At 50.8% G+C, this 17,903-nt stretch carries 11 protein-coding genes; 5 read left to right on the plus strand and 6 right to left on the minus strand.

Annotation, left to right across the window (positions count from 1 at the left end; translation table 11 throughout):
* The first annotated feature begins 143 nt into the window (after window positions 1–143).
* Window positions 144–1,076, plus strand: coding sequence for a hypothetical protein (locus VB712_RS00370; RefSeq protein WP_323250964.1), 933 nt, complete (start codon window positions 144–146; stop codon window positions 1,074–1,076).
* A gap of 144 nt (window positions 1,077–1,220) precedes the next feature.
* Here VB712_RS00370 and VB712_RS00375 read toward each other — a convergent pair whose 3' ends face one another.
* The 4 genes from VB712_RS00375 to glnA form a co-directional block, all read right to left on the minus strand.
* Window positions 1,221–1,925, minus strand: a complete 705-nt coding sequence (locus VB712_RS00375; RefSeq protein WP_416236205.1) for a DevA family ABC transporter ATP-binding protein — start codon at window positions 1,923–1,925, stop codon at window positions 1,221–1,223.
* A 155-nt stretch (window positions 1,926–2,080) separates the two neighbouring features.
* Window positions 2,081–3,229 carry an ABC transporter permease DevC gene (gene devC / locus VB712_RS00380; RefSeq protein ID WP_323250968.1) on the minus strand — a complete coding sequence of 383 codons (1,149 nt, stop codon included), beginning with the start codon at window positions 3,227–3,229 and terminating at the stop codon, window positions 2,081–2,083.
* Complete coding sequence (locus VB712_RS00385; RefSeq protein ID WP_323250970.1) at window positions 3,226–4,434, minus strand: efflux RND transporter periplasmic adaptor subunit; 1,209 nt, start codon at window positions 4,432–4,434, stop codon at window positions 3,226–3,228. The genes devC and VB712_RS00385 overlap by 4 nt, the downstream gene beginning before the upstream one ends.
* A 105-nt stretch (window positions 4,435–4,539) precedes the next feature.
* A complete protein-coding gene (gene glnA / locus VB712_RS00390) occupies window positions 4,540–5,964 on the minus strand; it encodes a type I glutamate--ammonia ligase (protein WP_323250971.1) in 1,425 nt (474 codons plus the stop codon).
* A gap of 369 nt (window positions 5,965–6,333) precedes the next feature.
* On the opposite strand from glnA, the gene apcB reads away from it, so the two are divergent.
* The 4 genes from apcB (at window position 6,334) to VB712_RS00410 (ending at window position 11,069) form a co-directional block, all read left to right on the plus strand.
* Window positions 6,334–6,843: an allophycocyanin subunit beta gene (gene apcB, locus VB712_RS00395; RefSeq protein WP_323250973.1), complete on the plus strand. Its 510-nt coding sequence runs from the start codon at window positions 6,334–6,336 to the stop codon at window positions 6,841–6,843.
* A gap of 99 nt (window positions 6,844–6,942) precedes the next feature.
* The gene (locus tag VB712_RS00400) at window positions 6,943–7,800 is read left to right on the plus strand and encodes a phosphorylase (RefSeq protein WP_323250975.1); all 858 of its coding nucleotides are present in this window, start codon (window positions 6,943–6,945) and stop codon (window positions 7,798–7,800) included.
* Window positions 7,801–8,020: 220 nt separating this feature from the next.
* Window positions 8,021–8,704 (plus strand): PHP domain-containing protein, encoded by a 684-nt coding sequence (locus VB712_RS00405; RefSeq protein WP_323250977.1) that lies wholly within the window; start codon window positions 8,021–8,023, stop codon window positions 8,702–8,704.
* 202 nt (window positions 8,705–8,906) lie between these two features.
* Window positions 8,907–11,069, plus strand: a complete 2,163-nt coding sequence (locus VB712_RS00410; RefSeq protein ID WP_323250979.1) for an NACHT domain-containing protein — start codon at window positions 8,907–8,909, stop codon at window positions 11,067–11,069.
* 165 nt (window positions 11,070–11,234) lie between these two features.
* On the opposite strand, the gene VB712_RS00415 is transcribed toward VB712_RS00410, so the two are convergent.
* On the minus strand, window positions 11,235–14,030 hold the full coding sequence (locus VB712_RS00415; protein WP_323250980.1) for a TIGR02921 family PEP-CTERM protein: 2,796 nt from the start codon (window positions 14,028–14,030) through the stop codon (window positions 11,235–11,237).
* A 216-nt stretch (window positions 14,031–14,246) separates the two neighbouring features.
* Window positions 14,247–17,696 carry a PAS domain S-box protein gene (locus VB712_RS00420; RefSeq protein WP_323250982.1) on the minus strand — a complete coding sequence of 1,150 codons (3,450 nt, stop codon included), beginning with the start codon at window positions 17,694–17,696 and terminating at the stop codon, window positions 14,247–14,249.
* Between the last annotated feature and the right edge of the window lie 207 nt (window positions 17,697–17,903).

Raw genomic sequence — 17,903 nt, forward strand, 5'->3', positions numbered from 1 at the left:
CCTCCCTGGGGATCATGGGTGCTCGACAAAATTGTGGTTGAGGGTAAGGAGAGCTTGCGCCTGTGGGTGAAAGTGGTCACTTTCCCCAAGACCACTGGCCTAACCTCAACATTTGCTCTGTTTGTGCTGAAGTGGAAATAACTATGTTCTCCCAACTGCTCCCGGTTCAACCTGTGTTCGCTCAGGAGTCAGCGGCTCCAGCCCCAGACCCAGCAGTCCCAAGCCCAGCGGCAGAGGGTGGCGGGGGTAGTTTGATTTGGATTGGGACAACGGTTGTCCTCATCCTGGTATTGGCGGGGGGGGTAGCTTATACCAAGATCAATATTTACGACAAGTTCCAAAAAGACCTCAAGTTTGAGCGCTACAAAGCCCAGGATTTACAAAAACGGCTGAAGCTGGCGCTGAAAACGATTCAAAAAATGGAGGCCAACCCGGATCTCATCCACTCTCGGGAGTTTAACCTCGATTATTTGCGGTTGCGGATGGATGAAGAGGTGTTCCATTATGCGATTGTTAACCAGATTAAAATTCGGGTTAAACAGTTGATTAGTGTGGCGCTGCGCCCCAGTACGGCAACCCATCAGGTGGGGATCGCCAATACGGGAGGCCGTCAGGTGGATGAAACCTTTGATGTCACCTATGAAACGGAAACCCGGGGCAAACGGACGAAACGGGTCTTGTTCCGCACTCAAATTAAGCTGACGAAACTGCCGACCCAATCGACATCAACGACGATTAACCAAATTATTGATTGTATTGAAAAATTCCTCAGCCCCAATGAGGATCATGATAACTGGCAACCCACGATTCAGGGCCGGGTGGCCAAAATGGATTGGGATCAAAAGGCGAAACCCACACCGCTGTTGGTATTGGAACAGTCCGGGGATGGGGTGAATGTCAGTTTTCGGACGAATCCGAACCGACGGGCAGATGCACCGCCGCCTGCGCCGCCTAAAACCAGTGGAACTCCGAAGCGGCGATCGCCCCCTGCCGATGCCGCAGCCAAACCCGCCCCTGGGGGAGCAGCTAAAGCTCCGCCTAAATCGCCAAGGGGTGGATCTTCGGCGAAACGATGAGGGGGGATGGGGAATAGGGAATAGGGAATAGGGAATAGGGAATAGGGAATAGGAAATAGGGAATAGGGAATAGGGAATAGGGAATAGGGAATAGGGAATAGGGAATAGGGAATAGGGAATAGGGAATAGGGAATAGGGAATAGTTTAGGTGGTGGCGTGGGCCCGATCGCTCACTTCTTTGAGGTGGCCATCTTCGAGGTGGACGAGGCGATCAGCAATATCGAGGATGCGATTATCGTGGGTGACGATCAGGCTGGCACAGCCTTGTTCTTTGGCTAATTGTTGAATTAATTCCACGACGGCCCGGCCTGATTGACTATCGAGGGCGGCGGTGGGTTCGTCGGCGAGGATCATTTTGGGATGGCTGACGAGGGCGCGGGCGATCGCCACCCGCTGTTTTTGCCCCCCGGACATTTGGGCGGGATAATAATCAATATGATCCCCCAACCCTACGGCGGTTAACATCGCTGCTGCCTGGGCCTGGGCTTGGCGATGGCTGACGGGGTGGAGTTCGGCGGCCATTTGGACATTTTGGCGGGCGGTGAGGGAGTTGAGCAGGTTGTGACCCTGAAAAATGTAGCCGATATTGCGCCGTAGTCGTACCAATTCCCCTTTAGAAGCAGAAACCAATTCTTGGCCCAAAACCCGCAGTTGCCCCTCTTGAGCCGAGCGCAACGCCCCCATCAGGGTGAGTAATGTCGTTTTCCCCGAACCGGAGGGGCCTTTCATCAACACCACTTCCCCCGCCGTGAGGTGAAAGTTAATGTTAAACAGGATCTGCTTACGCAGCGCACCTGTGCCGTAGTAGTGGTTAAGACGACGAATCGCAACAACTTCATCCATATCCATAGGTTTTACAGCTTGTTCGATATTCACTACAGCCCCTCACCCTAAATCCCTCTCCCAAAAAGGGAGAGGGACTTTAAGGATATTTTTGAATGGGTGAACAAAGCTATATCTGTTTCCATTAAAACCCCATTGCCCGCTCCCCATTCCCCATTTCCCTAAAAAATATCCGCCGGATCAGCCGCACTCAATTTCCGCATGGCGATCGCCCCCGACCCCACACACATCACCACTGTTAAAACTAACACAGTGGTTGCTTTGCCCAAGGTCATGGCCATGGGTAGGCTGGTGGCTTGGGCGGTGAGGACATAAAGAATGCTGGAAATGCCCAAACCGGGGGCATAGCCAATCACCGCCAGGATTAAGGCCTGTTGAAACACCACCCCCAAAAGGTAGCGATCGCCATAGCCCATGGCCTTCAACGTCGCGTATTCCGGCAGGTGATCCGCCACATCGGTATAGAGGATCTGGTAAACAATCACAATCCCGACAATAAACCCCATCCCCGCCCCAAGGCTAAAAATAAACCCGATGGCGGTGGCGGTTTGCCAATAGTTTTTTTCAAAATCAATAAACTCCTGACGGGACATCACCATCACATCATTGGGCAAGAGGGTTTTTAATTGGGCAATGACCAGCTCCGGCTCTAGCCCCGGATCCAAAACAATCACTCCCATATCAATCACCCCCCGCTGCCGACTGGGAAAAATATTTAAAAACGTCTGGTCACTAACGAGAATATTGCCATCGGCCCCAAAGGAAGCCCCTAATTCAAACAACTCCAACACCGTCAGCCGTTGCCCCCCCGCTTCTGTTTCGACTAATTTCCCCGCTGCGAACCAATCGGCAACCGGGCCGAACTCCGGACGGGAGAGGCGATCGAACAATATGCCATTTTCCCGTTTAATCCGGTGCTGATGTTCCGTGAGGCCGGGAAAATCGAGGACATCATCGACGGGATTGATGCCAATGGCCATGATCGCCCGTGTTGCCTTGGTTTCGGGGTTTTTCCAGAGGGCAAAGTCGAGATAGATCGGGTAAATCGCTTCAACCCCCTCCACGCCCAAACTTTGGTAGAGACGGCGTTGGGAAAAGGAAGACATGGCAATTAAGGCGGTGGACTCTGGACTCATTAAAAACACATCCCCCTTAACGCGGCGATGGAGGACGACGGCACTTTCAAAGAGGGCATCCCGAAAACCAAACTGCATAAACATCAACAAATTGGCAAAGCTAATCCCCGCCATGGCGACGAGGAGGCGAATCCGTTCATGGGAGAGTTGGAGCCAGGCCAGGGGGGTTTTCATGGGGTGGAGGAGCGATGAATTTGGGCAATGACTTTGGCATTGGTGAGGCTCGCCACCACTTGACTATCGGCGGCACTGAGTAAAATTTCCACTTCCACCACCCGCACATCCACATCGGCGGCGGGGTTGGTATCGAGGACGGCACGGCGACCCACCTGACGGCCAATTTTAGCCACTCGGCCTTCGAGGGCTTCACTAAATGTGTTGTTTTCGCTGGTGATCGTTGCTTTTTGGTTGAGGGTGATTTGGGTAATTTCGCTTTCGTAAACTTCGGCAACGACGACCATTTGATCGGTGCGCCCCAGGTCGAGAATGCCGCTGCCGCCCTCTATGGTTTCCCCCGGTCGGGCATGGATTTTCAAAACTTGGCCGGTAATGGGCGATCGCACAATCCCCAATTCTAAATCTGTCACCGCTTGGCGTACTTGGGCTTCCGCTTGCCCCACCTGGGCGCGGGCTTGGGCCACATCCACGGGGCGCACCTCGGCAATGCGATCTCGATCCGCCTCGGCTTCCCGGATCTGTTGGCTGAGGGTGTTGTCAATTTCTTGGGCGGCCGCCACGGCTTCCGCCAGTTCCTTTTGGGCAGTAATCCAGTCTAACTGCCGTTGATCCCGCTGGGAAGCAGAAACCACACCATTGTTATAGAGGGATTGATAGCGGTTGTATTCCGCTTGGGCGGTGTTGAGGGCCGCTTGCAGGCGTTCCGCTGTGGCTTGGTTGGTGCGCCGCTGTCCCTGCTGTTGGCTGATTAACGTGGCGATCCGGGCTTCAGCGGCTTGGATTTCCCCCTGCTTGGCCCCCGCTTCAACAATATTGAGGGCGGCTTCGGCAACGGTTAACTCCCGGCGGGCGGTTTCTAAGGCGGCTTGGAGGCGTTCGTAATTATCCAGTTGGGCGATGATTTGATCGACGGCAACGCGATCGCCCTCCTCCACCAGTAGCCGCTCCACTTTTGCCCCCCCCAAAGCCGGGGGCGCAGAAACAGCAATCACTTGGCCCAAAGGTTCAATGCGACCGAGGGCGGTAATATCGGGGGCGGGAGCGATGGCCGGCGCTGTCGCTTCAGAAACTTCCGCCGTGGGTTCCTTCAGCAAGGTCAAAGCATACACCACACTTCCCCCCAAAATAGCCAACCCCAACAGCACCAAACCGATGAGATTTTTACGCCGTTTTAACTCGGAAATAACTGTCCTGCCGTTCACAAAGTCCTTGTTAATCTCCTTGCCCTGTTCATTCTAGGGGAAAAAGAAAGGGGGCGATCGCCCCCTTGCTCAAATCATCACTAATCAATTACCGACGCAGCATCCCTAGACATCGTAGTAGAGCATAAACTCATAGGGATGGGGCCGGAGGCGCATCGGGTTGATTTCCGCATCGATCTTGTAAGCAATCCAGTTTTCAATGAAATCTGAACTCAATACACCAGTGCTAGTCAAGAACTCTTGATCATTCTTGAGGGCTTCGAGGGCCTCCTCCAAAGAACCGGGCGTACTGGGAATCTTGCTCAACTCTTCCGGGCTGAGATCATAGATATCCACATCCAAGGGAGAACCGGGATCGATTTGGTTCTTAATCCCATCAATCCCCGCCAACAGCATCACCGCAAAGGCAATATAAGGGTTAGCCGTGGCATCGGGGCAACGGAATTCCAACCGTTTGGCCTTGGGGTTGGGGCCAGATAACGGAATCCGCACCGAAGCCGAGCGGTTCCCTTGGGAATAGGCCAAGTTCACCGGAGCTTCAAAACCCGGAACCAAACGCTTGTAGGAGTTCACCGAAGGGTTCGTGAAGGCCAAGATCGCCGGAGCGTGCTTGAGAATCCCACCGATATACCACAACGCCGTTTGGCTCAGGTTGGCATAACCTTCATCACTCCAGAACGTCGGCTCACCATTACTCCAGATGGATTGGTGGGTATGCATCCCCGAACCATTGTCGTTAAACAAGGGCTTGGGCATAAACGTCGCCGTTTTGCCGTACTTCTTGGCAACATTTTTGACCACATACTTATAGATCATCAAATCGTCGGCGGCTTGGATCATCGTGTTGAACCGCACCCCTAACTCGTTTTGTCCCCCCGTTGCCACTTCATGGTGGTGTTTCTCAATGGGGACATTGCAAGCCTTCATCGTCAGCAGCATTTCCGTGCGGATATCCTGCATCGTATCCGTGGGCGCAACGGGGAAATAGGCTTCCTTGTACCGAGGTTTGTAGCCAAGGTTGCCCCCCGCCTCTTCCCGGCCAGAGTTCCAACGGCCTTCGATGCTGTCAACGTGGTAGTAGCCTTCGTGCTCGTTTTGGTCAAACCGCACATCATCGAAGAGGAAAAATTCCGCTTCAGGGCCAAAGTAAGCCGTATCGCCTAGCCCCGTGGTTTTGAGATAATCCACAGCTTTTTGGGCGATGCTGCGGGGGTCACGGTTGTACCATTCGCCCGTGCGGGGTTCCTTGATGCTGCAAATCATGCTCAAGGTTTTTTCTTTGTAGAAGGGATCGATCCAGGCCGTTTTGGGGTCGGGAACCATGGACATATCCGATTCGTTGATGGCTTTCCAGCCGCGAATGCTTGACCCATCAAAGGCGACACCATCTACAAAAGAGGCTTCATCGATCTGGTTTTGGTAAAACGAGCAATGTTGCCAGGTTCCCGGCAGGTCAACAAACTTCAAGTCGATGATTTCGATGCCCTCATCTTGAATCATCTGCAATACTTCTTGCGGTGTCTCTGGCATAAAGTGACTCCTTCTTCGGTTGTTCCGCCTATGTAGATCATCGAAACATCCTAGAAAGCGACTCGATCAGCAGTTGTATTCAGTGTTACAGAATTCAAGGCCGTTGGTTAAATCATTCAAAAAATTGCCGGCCGCTTTGGCCCCCCTAACTGGGGGCCAAGGAGACTTCTTCTTAACAATTCGCAATATTAAGTGATATTTCATGAAGAAATATATCAATTGTGAGCCTCAGGCCGATTCTCTTGGCGGGGACTGGTTCAGACTGGCCGGTGCTGTGGCATGATGATGCCTTGGTGGGGCCGGATTAAGCTTGCAATCGGCTACCCGTAACAATATTAATAAGATGATTGATTTGGGAGCGCAGTTTCGATGAAAGATGCAGTAACCAGCTTAATAAGAAATTATGATGTGAGCGGCCGTTACTTTGACCGGGCCGCCATGGATGCTTTGCAGTCCTATTTCAAATCCGGCAATGACCGGATTGCGGTGGCGACGATGGTGACAGGTAATGCTGCCGCGATTGTCAAGACCGCTGGGGCGACGCTGTTTGAGACCGTGCCGGAATTACTCCGTCCCGGTGGCAATGCCTATACGACCCGTCGCTATTCTGCCTGTTTGCGGGATATGGACTATTACCTCCGCTATGCCAGTTATGCCTTGGTTGCCGGTGATACTAATGTCCTTGATGAGCGGGTTTTACAGGGGTTGCGGGAAACCTATAACTCTTTAGGGGTTCCGATTGGCCCGACGGTGATGGGGATTCAAATTATGAAGGATGTGGTGAAAGCCATCGCCATGGAAGCGGGGATCGCGGATGTGGGTTTCATTGATGCGCCCTTTGATCATCTGGCGCGGGATCTGGGCGAGAAGAATCTCTAGCCCGTTGGCGTATGATTAGGTAATTGGGGCGCGATCGCATCTTCTTCTTGAAGGGCGATCGCGCCTTTACTTTTGGGTTGGGTAGCCGATGGAGGGGTTATGGAGCCGTTAAATTTATGGGATCAGATTATCGCCCGCAGTGAGGCCGCGTTGCAGATCGGGGCGCTGCAACCGATTCCCACCACCTGGGATTTTATTGAGCAGGAGGGTTTGGGGTTTTTGGTGCGGGCCTTGGCGAATTTAGTCCGGAAGGAAACCCAAGGGGCGATGAAGCGATCGCAGCAGCCCAACTTTAACCCCTTTCTCCCCTACGAAGCGGATTTATTTGTGGCGGATCTCTCCCCTAGCCATATTTGTTTGTTGAATAAATTTAATGTGGTGGATCACCACAGTTTGATTGTGACGCGGGGTTTTGAGTCCCAAGATGATTGGTTAACCCTGGGGGATTTTGCGGCGGTGGCGGCGGGGTTGGCAGAAATTGACGGGTTAGCATTTTATAACGGTGGGACGGCGGCGGGAGCCAGTCAGCCCCATAAGCATTTGCAGTTAGTGCCGTTACCTTTGTTGCCGCCGGGTCATGATTTGCCCTTAGATGTGGCGATCGCCGCCATCTCTGACCCCACTGCCCCCAACCCGATCCCCCATTTTCCCTTCCGCCACAGTTTCGCCCCCCTCAAACCGGGGGCCACTGCGGCGGAACTGTGGGCCTGTTATGGCCAATTGCTGACCCAAGCGGGCATTGATTATCAGGGAACCCGCCAAACTGCCCCCTATAACTGGTTAATGACGCGGCGGTGGATGGTGGTGATTCCGCGATCGCAGGATGAATACGCCGGCATCTCCGTTAATTCCCTCGGTTTTGCCGGGACATTATTCGTCAAAAATGCCACCCAGCAACAGCAACTCGCCCAAATCGGCCCCCTCTCTCTCCTCACCCAAGTGGCGATCGCCCGCTAACTTTCCCCAGGTTGTGGAAAAACACCAGGTATTTTCCACAGGTTTTCCACAGATGGAACGATTTTGTCTGTTTAACATTCTGATTGGATCCACCAATTGCACCAATCTGTACAGACTATTAATTTTTGTTAAACTGGGAAGCAATGTAATACAATCTTAGGTTTTTGCCATTTCTGCACAACGCGCAACTAGCCTTCTTAGCAAGTGGACGGATTTCTGTATGACCCAGTTTTTAACACTGACCCCCCATCCGGCTCAGGATCTCCAAACGCTCCAAACCGTTTGGCGTGATCTCAATGCAGAGAGTTGTCCCCATCACTACAATTTTCACCTTCACAGTCGTAGCTCTGATGGCCAACTGATGCCGGAAGATCTGATCGCCCAAGCGGTGCGCATTGGCCTCAAGGGCATGGCGATCACCGACCACCACACCGTTGAGGGCTATTACCGCGCCCAAGCCTGGCTCGCTGCCCAAGCTTTGCCCCATGCCCCCCAACTCTGGACAGGGGTAGAAATCACGACCCAAGTTTATGATACTGATGTACATATTTTGGGCTATGGGTTTGATCCGGCAGGGGGGGCGATCGCCCGTTATTTAACGGGAGAAAGCCCGACGGGAGCCATGGCCCAGGGGCCGATGGTGATTAATGCCATCCATCAAGCGGGGGGGTTAGCGGTTTTAGCCCACCCGGAACGTTACCGTCGCCCGGCGGCGGAGTTAATCCCCATCTTGGCGCAATGGGGCATTGATGGAGTGGAAACCTATTACAGTTATCGCAAAAGCAATCCTTGGCAAGCGAGTCCGGTGGAAACAGCCCAAGTGAAGGCATTGGCGGAGCAATTCAACCTCTTCCAAACCTGCGGCACTGACACCCACGGCGTAGATCTATTATTGCGTCTCTAATTCCTCCGAAACCGGGTTTTTGCGAGGGTCTTGGCTGATTATTCACCAACCTCGCAACCCGGTTTCTCGGCTTTAAATGTAACGAAAGATGTAGAGCAGGCTTTGTCTACCTGCATTTTTGGGTTGAGGGGATTCAATATGTATCCCTTAGCTTGTTCTGCGATAGGCTAAAGGGAAGAATCTTTGGCTCGGTTTACCATCCATGCCCCTCGACCCTGCTTTTCTTAACATCCTGCTCGGTTTGGCGATCACCATCCCGATCCTGTGTTGGTTGATTAACCAACTTCCGCCGCTGCAAGATGTACCGGGGAAAACTCCCGTGATTATCGCCAACATTCTGGCCTTATTGATCATCGTTGCCCAACTTAATTGGGTGTTACCAGACAACCCTGAACCCCACCACCTCCAAACCCAACAAGTTCTAGACTGGCTGAAGCTGCCCTGTTATGTAATTTTCACCAGCAGCATTTTGTATTTGGGGGGGATGGTTTGGGGGCAACGCCAAAACAGGCTAGTGGCCTCTTATTCCACCCAGCAACTTTTAGAATACCGGAGAAAACTCCTCAGCAGCGAACAAAAGAACGTCACAGCACGTTTAGCAGATACCCTACACCAGCAAGAATTAATTCATTTAGTGGCTGAAGCCCAACCGGAACAGGTGGGAAAACCATCGCCATTGGCTCCGTCATCGCCGGAAAAGCCTTCTTTCTGGCAAAAACTACCTGATTTGATCTTTCGGCGGGAAAAAATGGCGGAAGAGGGGAAACCGATTCGCGAGGTTTTTGAGGAGTCTGGGCAAAGGCTGTTAATTTTAGGAGATCCGGGTGCTGGGAAGACGACGTTATTGCTGGATTTGGCGCGAGCATTAATGATAGATGCTCAACAAAATTCTGATCGTTCTTTACCTGTTATTTTTGAGCTTTCTGCTTGGAAAGAGGATAAACAATCGATTGCTGATTGGTTAGCCACAGACCTTCAAGATCGCTACAATATCCCCCTAGATATGACGAAAAGTTGGCTGGAACAAGGACAATTATTGCCTTTATTAGATGGTTTAGATGAATTAGGCTTAGTTCGTCAGCAAGCTTGTATTGAACAACTCAATGAGTTTTTTCGCTTAAATGGAGGAGTATTTTCTGTTGTAGTCTGTTGTCGTCATGAGGAATATTTAGCGGGTGATAGGATCTTTTTTGGGTTGCGTGGGGCAGTTTGCTTACAACCACTAACGGATGGACAAATTGAAGCCCATTTGCGCCGTTTAAAGTATGACGATCTTTGGGCAGATATCCAAAAGGATGAAGATGGATTATTAGCATTGGCTCGAATTCCCTTGTTTTTACACTTAATTCCGGTAGCTTATTCTGAAGGAATTCCACAGGGAAGGCGGCAGGCTCAAGATTTGGCGTTATATCAAAGGCAGGTACGAGGGCAGTTGTTTGATGCCTATATTGACCGGAAGTTAATGGAACACTGGGGGAAAAATCAGGGAGCAAGTCACAAGTTAATTATGGCAAAAATTGGTAAAAGTAAATGCTATCTTTCTTGGTTGGCACGGCAGTTAAAGAAGCAGAATCAAACTGAGTTTTTGCTAGAAAGAATGCAGCCTAATTTGTTAGAAAGACAATGGTTAAGGATTGTTTATCGGATAATTTTGGGGCTAACTTTTGGGCTGATTGTTGGGATAACTTATGGAATAGCATTTGAAATATTTTATGGAATAACGTTTGGGATACTTGCAGGATTATTACTGATTTTCATTGACAAAAAAATTAATCCGAGTGAAGCGTTTACTTATTCTTTGAAAAGTTCCAAAAGTAGGACAATTTTCTATGGGCCGATTTCAGGACTAATGTACGGCATACTTTATGGAATAATCCGATGGTTGATGTACGGGCTAGCTTCTGAAATTATCATAATTATAGTCATGGGAATAATTGGAGGGCTATTTATGGGAATAATTATATGGCTCACTGGAGGAATAAAAAAGAAAGAGTTGAAGACAAGAATTTACCCAAATCAGGGCATTATTCAATCTGCTAAAAATGCTATTTTGATTGGATTAATAACCTATTTTTGTATTGTATTCTTAATATTTTTAATCCGTTATACTATGGGTCAAGAAATCACAACCAAAGAATCTCTCTTGGGCGGCATTTTTATTGCATTTTCGTTTGGATTAAATTTCGCAGGTTTTCCCGTTTTTCAACACTACATTTTACGGTTTTTCCTCTGGCAGAGTGGCGCAACGCCCCTCAATTATGTCGCCTTTCTCAATCAAGCCTGTGAGCAAAAGATCCTCAAGCGCGTCGGCGGACGCTATCGCTTTATCCATGACCTCCTCCGTGAACATCTTGCCCACAGTTGACCGTCGATCAGCAAAAAAATTAGGGGTGGGCATTGCCCACCCTACTTTCAGAAACCGGGTTTTTGCGAGGGTCTGCGCTGATCATGAGCAGATCCCGCAACCCGGTTTCTAGGTTTACCTGGGGTTCAGAAACCGGGTTGTTAGCTTTAGTGGCGGTTAACGAGATCATTCACGCTGGACAGGGCGGCGATGGTGCTTCACAAACCACGCCGTCACTAAGAGCGCCGCTAACCAGGTTCCCGGCTCCGGTACAGCGGTGACACCTGTGACACTAGGGGGAGCTTGGAGGGATTCTGAACCATCCTCAACGGTGCGATCAAACCGAGCATCATCGGCTTCCGCCTGCCGCAACAGTTCCCGCTGTTCATCGTTGACTAAGACGATCATCGAAGAATAGGGAGTGACAATATTCGTCGTCGTGGCGATGTTGTGGAGTTGATCCAATTGTGTCGGATCGGTGGTGTCCGTTTCCCGGCTCAATTGGTGGATCAGGAAGCGGGCCGCTAAGGGGTCAAAGTCCGAGGTTGTGGCTGTGGCGTTATCGGTGACAGGGGCCATTTGCCAGCGGTAGCTATCGAGGTGCTGCACCCCTGGGGCATCCGTGGCCAGCCGCGTTAAGGCCGCCGGGATCGAATCCGTGGAGCCGCCGCCACTGGTTTGGAGCGCGGCGAGAATTTGATCATCGTAAGCAATGGGATAGCCGCCGATATGGACAGCCCAAATCGGCATCCCTAAATCGGGTAAATCCCCCTGATCATCCCCCAATTCATAACTCCCCTGATCCGAGAGCAAAATTAACCCGTCATAGTCTTGCCCTTGGCGGAGTTGGTCGAATTGGCGCACCATCGTTTTCAGTTGCAATGTGCCATAAAAGGCATTGCGATCGAGCTTGCCCAAACTGTCCAAATCGGCGCGGCGGGGTTCGATGCCGGGGGCGGCGGTGAGGTAGAGATCAAATTGATCGGAGCCTTGGGTTTGGATCGCCTGGAGGGTTTCCTGGAGGGCTGCCCGTTGTTGGGCCATGCTGTAGGAGGTGTCGAGGGCGATCGCCAACCGTTGCCCTTTGGGGATTGAAATAGCCTGATCCTGAAGGGGTTCCGCCGTCACCTCGTAGCTGTTCAGGATGGCCCGATGGGTTTGGGGTGGCGTAGGACGAGAACGGGGGGCATAGGCTTCGAGCCAAGCATCAAACCCCTTGGCCCGTTCACCATTGCGGAACCGCTCCGTTGCCTCCGTCCAAAACACATTGCGAGCCTCACTCACCTGCGGTAGGGGCCAACCCTGATCCGTGGCGAGGGTGCGGTAGGTGAGCCAGAGGTGCATCGGGGGGGCGGGTTCGCCCCCATTCTCTTCCCAACTTTGGGGGCGGGCCAAGATCGGGAAAGCCCGCAGGCGGTATTGATGGGGCCCCACCTGCTCCAAGAGGGCAGGGTCTACAGGCCGCTCCCGTTGCACTTGGGAGTTATAAACCGCTTGGGCGGCTCCACGGGGGGAAATTTGGAAAGGAAAGCGATCGCCCCTTTCCGCTGTTTCCCCCAACCAAACCCCCGTTAAAACAGCACTTTCCGGTAGGGAAAAACCATAGAAAATTTCCTCCACTTCAAAGGTTTGGTTTTGATAAACCTCGTAAAGTTCGATCTCAGCCCAGTCCCCCTGCTCCTCAATGGTCAGTTCTTGGTGCTTGAGCAGCACTTTTTCCCGACCAATATCAAGGACTCCCGCATTGGCGGCATCCAGGTTACTCGTCGAGGTGAGGGCTTGGAGAATGGCGGCTTTTTCCCCTTTTTGGATCGGTGTATCAAAGAAGTTCGCATAGAGTTCCGCTGCCCGCTCCACATCCCCCCGCTCACCACTATAGAGAAAAGGGGAAAGGAGAATGTCATGGGTTTCTTGCAAAACCGTGGCGATGCCTTTGGGGAGATGGAACGCCTCTTGATACCATTGCCCCAGAAGATTGCTCTCACTGTTAATCCCTAAATAGCGGTATTCCGAGAGATAGGCATTGAGCAACCCCTTGCGGAGGGTGGGGGCTTCGTTGAGTAGCATTTGCCGGATTGCGGGGTTGGCAATATCCCGCTCTAGGAGGGCAAAGGCTTGGCCTTGGGGCTGGTTCCCTAAGCCGCCGGAAATGGCAAACCAAAGGGCGAGGGTTCCCAACAGGACAATGAGGGCCCGACGGCGGCCATAAGCTTGGCGAAATTGCTGCAAAATCCGCCCCCCGGAATCAACATAGAGGAGGGCAAAACTCATGGGCAGGGCGAAAAACACCGGCACGGTGATTGTAAACATCACCATCCATAGAGGGAAGGCGATCGCCCCCCACCAATAACCCCTTTTTAAATCCTCCCAAAACCAGCCTAAGTTATTGCTCAAATCCCGCCAAATATCCCCAGAAACCACCCAATTCCACAATCCTTGCACGGTAAAACCTGCCATGGGCAAAACGTAGAGCAGGAGGAGGAAACCGGCATAAATCCCCATCACGATCATCAGAGTATGGATCGCGGTTTGGAGCGTGGCCAGGAGGGCTGACCGTGGGCTAACTGTTGTCGTTTTGCCCCAATAGCCCGTCACCCGTTCAGCAGCAAAGGCGAGAACCACAATTCCTAAAGAACCCACGAGCCAAACCGTTGCCGGAGTGAGTTGTCGCAGGGCAAAAAATCGGATCAGACAGAGCAAAAAGAGAGGGGCTTCAATGCCGAAAAAGAGCCGCATTAGTTCTAGGGGCTGTTTCCGAAATTTCCAAACCCCAATCCCGGTACAAAGCGGGGGAATGAGGCCAAAACCGATGAGGGAAAGGGCAAATTCCCGTTGAATTTCACCGGAGGCGATCGCCCCGATCAATGCCCCCCCCTCCAAGGGCAACCAAAATCCATAAATTAAGGTCATGAAAACAGCATTCCAGACTCCAAAAATACTGTAATAAAAAAGATTAAGACTTGTTTTTAGGGGTTTATTCATGGCAAAATTTTGGGAGTTTAACGTCAACAAATCATCAATAGCAATCCGCAAGCCATCCTAGAGTCACTCTGCTCTCGCCACCCTTCTGCCAAACTGTGGCAGAAGCACATCGGAAACTTCATGCATTATTCCGGATTGCGATCAGTAGATCTACAGCAGTTCAGCGACAGATTCAGCACCCAAGATTCAGCAATTTTGCTACGGATCTACTCTGTCTTAACCGATAGTATTGGCCTCGTCCACCACCGATTCTAGGAAACCTTCGAGAGCATCAAAGCGAAATCCATCTAACCATTGCTGAATCATCTCCCGTAGGGGATCTGCTTCGAGGGGTAGATGTTCACAGAGTTCCAGGATTTGGTTACTATTAGCGGCCATCGTCGCCGTGAGCAGGTCTTCTTGCCAAGTTTTGGGCATATTGAGCAAATAACCTTGCAACTCTGCTAAGGTGGCGACTTCACCAATTTGGACTTCTGTTGTTGCACCCGTTTCTCCATAAATATATTCCACCCCCAAATATTCCGCCATCTTGTCAAACAGCACCGCCTCCCGGAAGGGCTTCCGGACGAAATCATCACAACCGGCGGCCAGAACTTGTGATCGCTGCTCCTCAAAGGCACTGGCGGTGAGGGCAATCACGACGGTTTTACGCCCTTGGGGTGTGGCTTTAATCTGGGTCGTCGCTTCATAGCCATCCATAATCGGCATCCGCATATCCATCCAGATCAAATCCGGTTCCCACTCCCGCCAAACCTCAATCCCTTCGGCCCCGTTGGATGCGGTTTTCACCTCGAAGCCTACGGAGCTTAAGAGTTTATCCACCAAATGACTATTTTCCCAGCGGTCATCGACAACCAAAATGCGATAAGTCTTTTGATTGGGGGCTAAACCCACCACCGGCAAACTTTGGGTCGCAATCACCACATCCGCCGCATCCCCAGGGGGTAACGTTAAGGTAAAGAAAAACCGAGACCCTTCACCGAGGGTACTTTCCACCTCTAAATTTCCCCCCATTAAGGCAATGAATTTCTGACTAATCGCTAACCCCAACCCCGTCCCACTTTGGGATTTTAGCCCTGATTCGGTTTGGGCAAAGGCTTGAAATAGAGCGTGCATTTCCTCCTGCGCAATGCCGGCCCCAGTATCGCTCACGGTGAATTGCAGGCGATAGGGGTTTTCCTCAGGGGCGAGATTAGAAATATGGAGCATCACCCCCCCTTGATCGGTGAATTTAATCGCATTGCCAATCAAGTTAATCAGCACTTGTCGCAGTTTGCCCCCATCACCGTAAAGCAGCACTGGGACATCAGAATCATAGCTACATTCCAGGGAAATGCCTTTCACTTGAGCCTTACTGATCAGCAGATCGGTTAAGTCATAACAGAGGTGATGAAGGTCGAAACTGGTGGGCTGCAATTGCATTTGCCCTGCTTCAATTTTGGAAAGATCGAGAATGCTATTAATTAACCCTAGCAGGTGCTCGCCACTGCGGTTGATGATTTGAATTTGCCCCTGCTGTTCCCCATCAAGGCGACTATCCCGGGCCATGACTTGGGTAAAGCCAAGGATGGCATTGAGGGGGGTGCGGAGTTCGTGACTCATGTTGGCGAGGAATTGCGTTTTCGCTTGGCTGGCGGCTTGGGCGGCTTCCATGGCCTGTTGGAGGAAAATTTCTGTGCGTTTGCGATCGCTAATATCCCGAATAATCATAATCACTTCATCATGGCCACTGCGGGCGATACGCACCTCCTCAAACTGGGTGCGGCCATTGATGGTAATTTCCTGCTCATAGCACTGCACCGTACCCGATGCAATCGCCTCTTGAATGAAATATAAATGGCGGTTGGCCACTTCCTCCGGCAAAATATCATGAAGTTTTTTCCCTAGGCGATCGCCTTGAGTGACTAAAGCATCCATGCTCGCCGCTGAATTGTAGGATAAATAAGTCCCTTCCTGATCCATGCGAAAAATTAAATCAGGAAACACCGTAAACATGGCCTTATTTTGGGCATCACTTTGTTTCCATTCAGTAATGTCTTCCGTCATACAAAAGGTATAGAGCAATTCCCCCTCTTTACGAATTGAACAGAGTGTCATTCTCGCCCAAACAATCGATTTATCTTTGCGAATATAGCGCTTTTCCATCGAGAAATTATCGCGTTTTCCCTCAATAATTTCAATCACCTTGTCCACATCAGCATCAAGGTCTTCAGGGTAGGTATATTCTGAAAAATGTAGTTGTTGTAGTTCTGTATTGCTATAGCCCAATAGCCTTTGCAATGCAGGATTACTATCGATAATATAACCCTCTAAATTGGTTAAGCCAATCCCAATCCCCGCATTTTCAAAAATCGCTTCAAATAAACTATCTCGATCTTGAATATAGGATTCTAAATTTTCTTGCTGGGCATGGAGTGCGGCGAGGGTTTCTTGAATTTTTGTCCCCATGGCCACGGAGGCTTCCATGAGTAAATTTAACTCTTGAATTCGACTGGGGCGAATCGTGTTACGGGCGGCAAAATCTCCCTCGGCGAGGCGTTGGCTGGTGGTGAGGAGATGGAGCAGGGGGCGGCTAATCACTCTGGTTGTCCAAATGCCCATGCCTGTGGCCATAAACAGGGCGATCGCACAAAGCACTAACGTTTTATTCCGTGTCGCTGCGAGGGGAGCGGTAAACAAGGCTTCTGGTACGGCAATGGTTAACACCCAATGGATATCCAGATTATTTTTTAAGTCAGTGCGATAAATATAGTATTTTTTTTCGTTAATTTTGCTTTGAAAAACTTGAAAATTGTTGAAATTGCCATGCCCATGCTCCATTGCAGAAGCGGCAATCACTGGGTTTTGACTGTGGACTGCTTTGAGGCGCTGATTGTTGTGATATAAAGATTCTTGCTCTGAAGTGGCGATCAAATACCCATCTTGATCGGTCAGGACAATAATGCCTTGACGACTCAGGGTTAACTGACTGAGCATATAGCTGAATTGATTAAGAGAAAGCTCTAAATTCAGCACCCCCATCAAATTATGATCTTGATCATAAATGGGTTGAGAAACCCCTGCTTTCAGTCGGCGTTTATCAACATAAGCCGGACTCCAAATTGCTCGATGTTTGCTCGTGGTGAGTTGATACCAAGGGGTCTGACGGGGATCATAGGGTTCAGCGGCGATGTAGCGATTGCTATAGGGGTTGAGGATTGTGGTTTCTTCAAGGGCATCCCAGGACAGCCGGTAGAGGTGGCGGTTGGCCCCTGTCTCAGGGTTGCGTCGTTTTAACAGCAGGGAGCGATCGCTCACCCGCTCCACTCCCACAAAATCCCCGCCGGTCGTCGCATAGGAGAGGGCGGTGACGGTGGTTTGGGATTTGAGTTGCTGGGCAAAGAATTGTTCTAACTGGGTGAGCTGGTTAAACTGCAATTGCCCGGCGCGATAGCTGTCAATGTAGGATTGGCTGAGGAGTTCGGGGAGGTTGAGTTGTTGGTTAATCTCACTTTTGGTGCGATCGCCCATATTTTTAACCAATTCCTGGGCCATTTGATCTACCGTGCGTTGGCCATTGTGGAGGGAAAGATAGGCTGTCGTTCCTACAACCACAATGATTTGCGCTAATAAGGGCGCGATCAAAAACAGGCGGAGAGAAATGGGGGCAGAAGTCCGGTTTTGCATGAACAACAAGCCGTAAAAGAAAGGAGGTTGAATTGAACGGAGCCGGATTCTCAAGTTCGTCACTACGTCAAAACACCATGAATAGCCATTGCCATCGAGTCAGATTCAACAGCAATATTATAACGGATAAACTCAGTATAATTACTACCTCCCCTGATCAGTACAGTTGAAAATTTATTTTTCTCTTCAGAAAATTAATTGGGCAAT

The sequence above is a fragment of the Spirulina sp. CCNP1310 genome (assembly GCF_034932185.1).
Classification (GTDB): Bacteria; Cyanobacteriota; Cyanobacteriia; order Cyanobacteriales; family Spirulinaceae; genus Spirulina.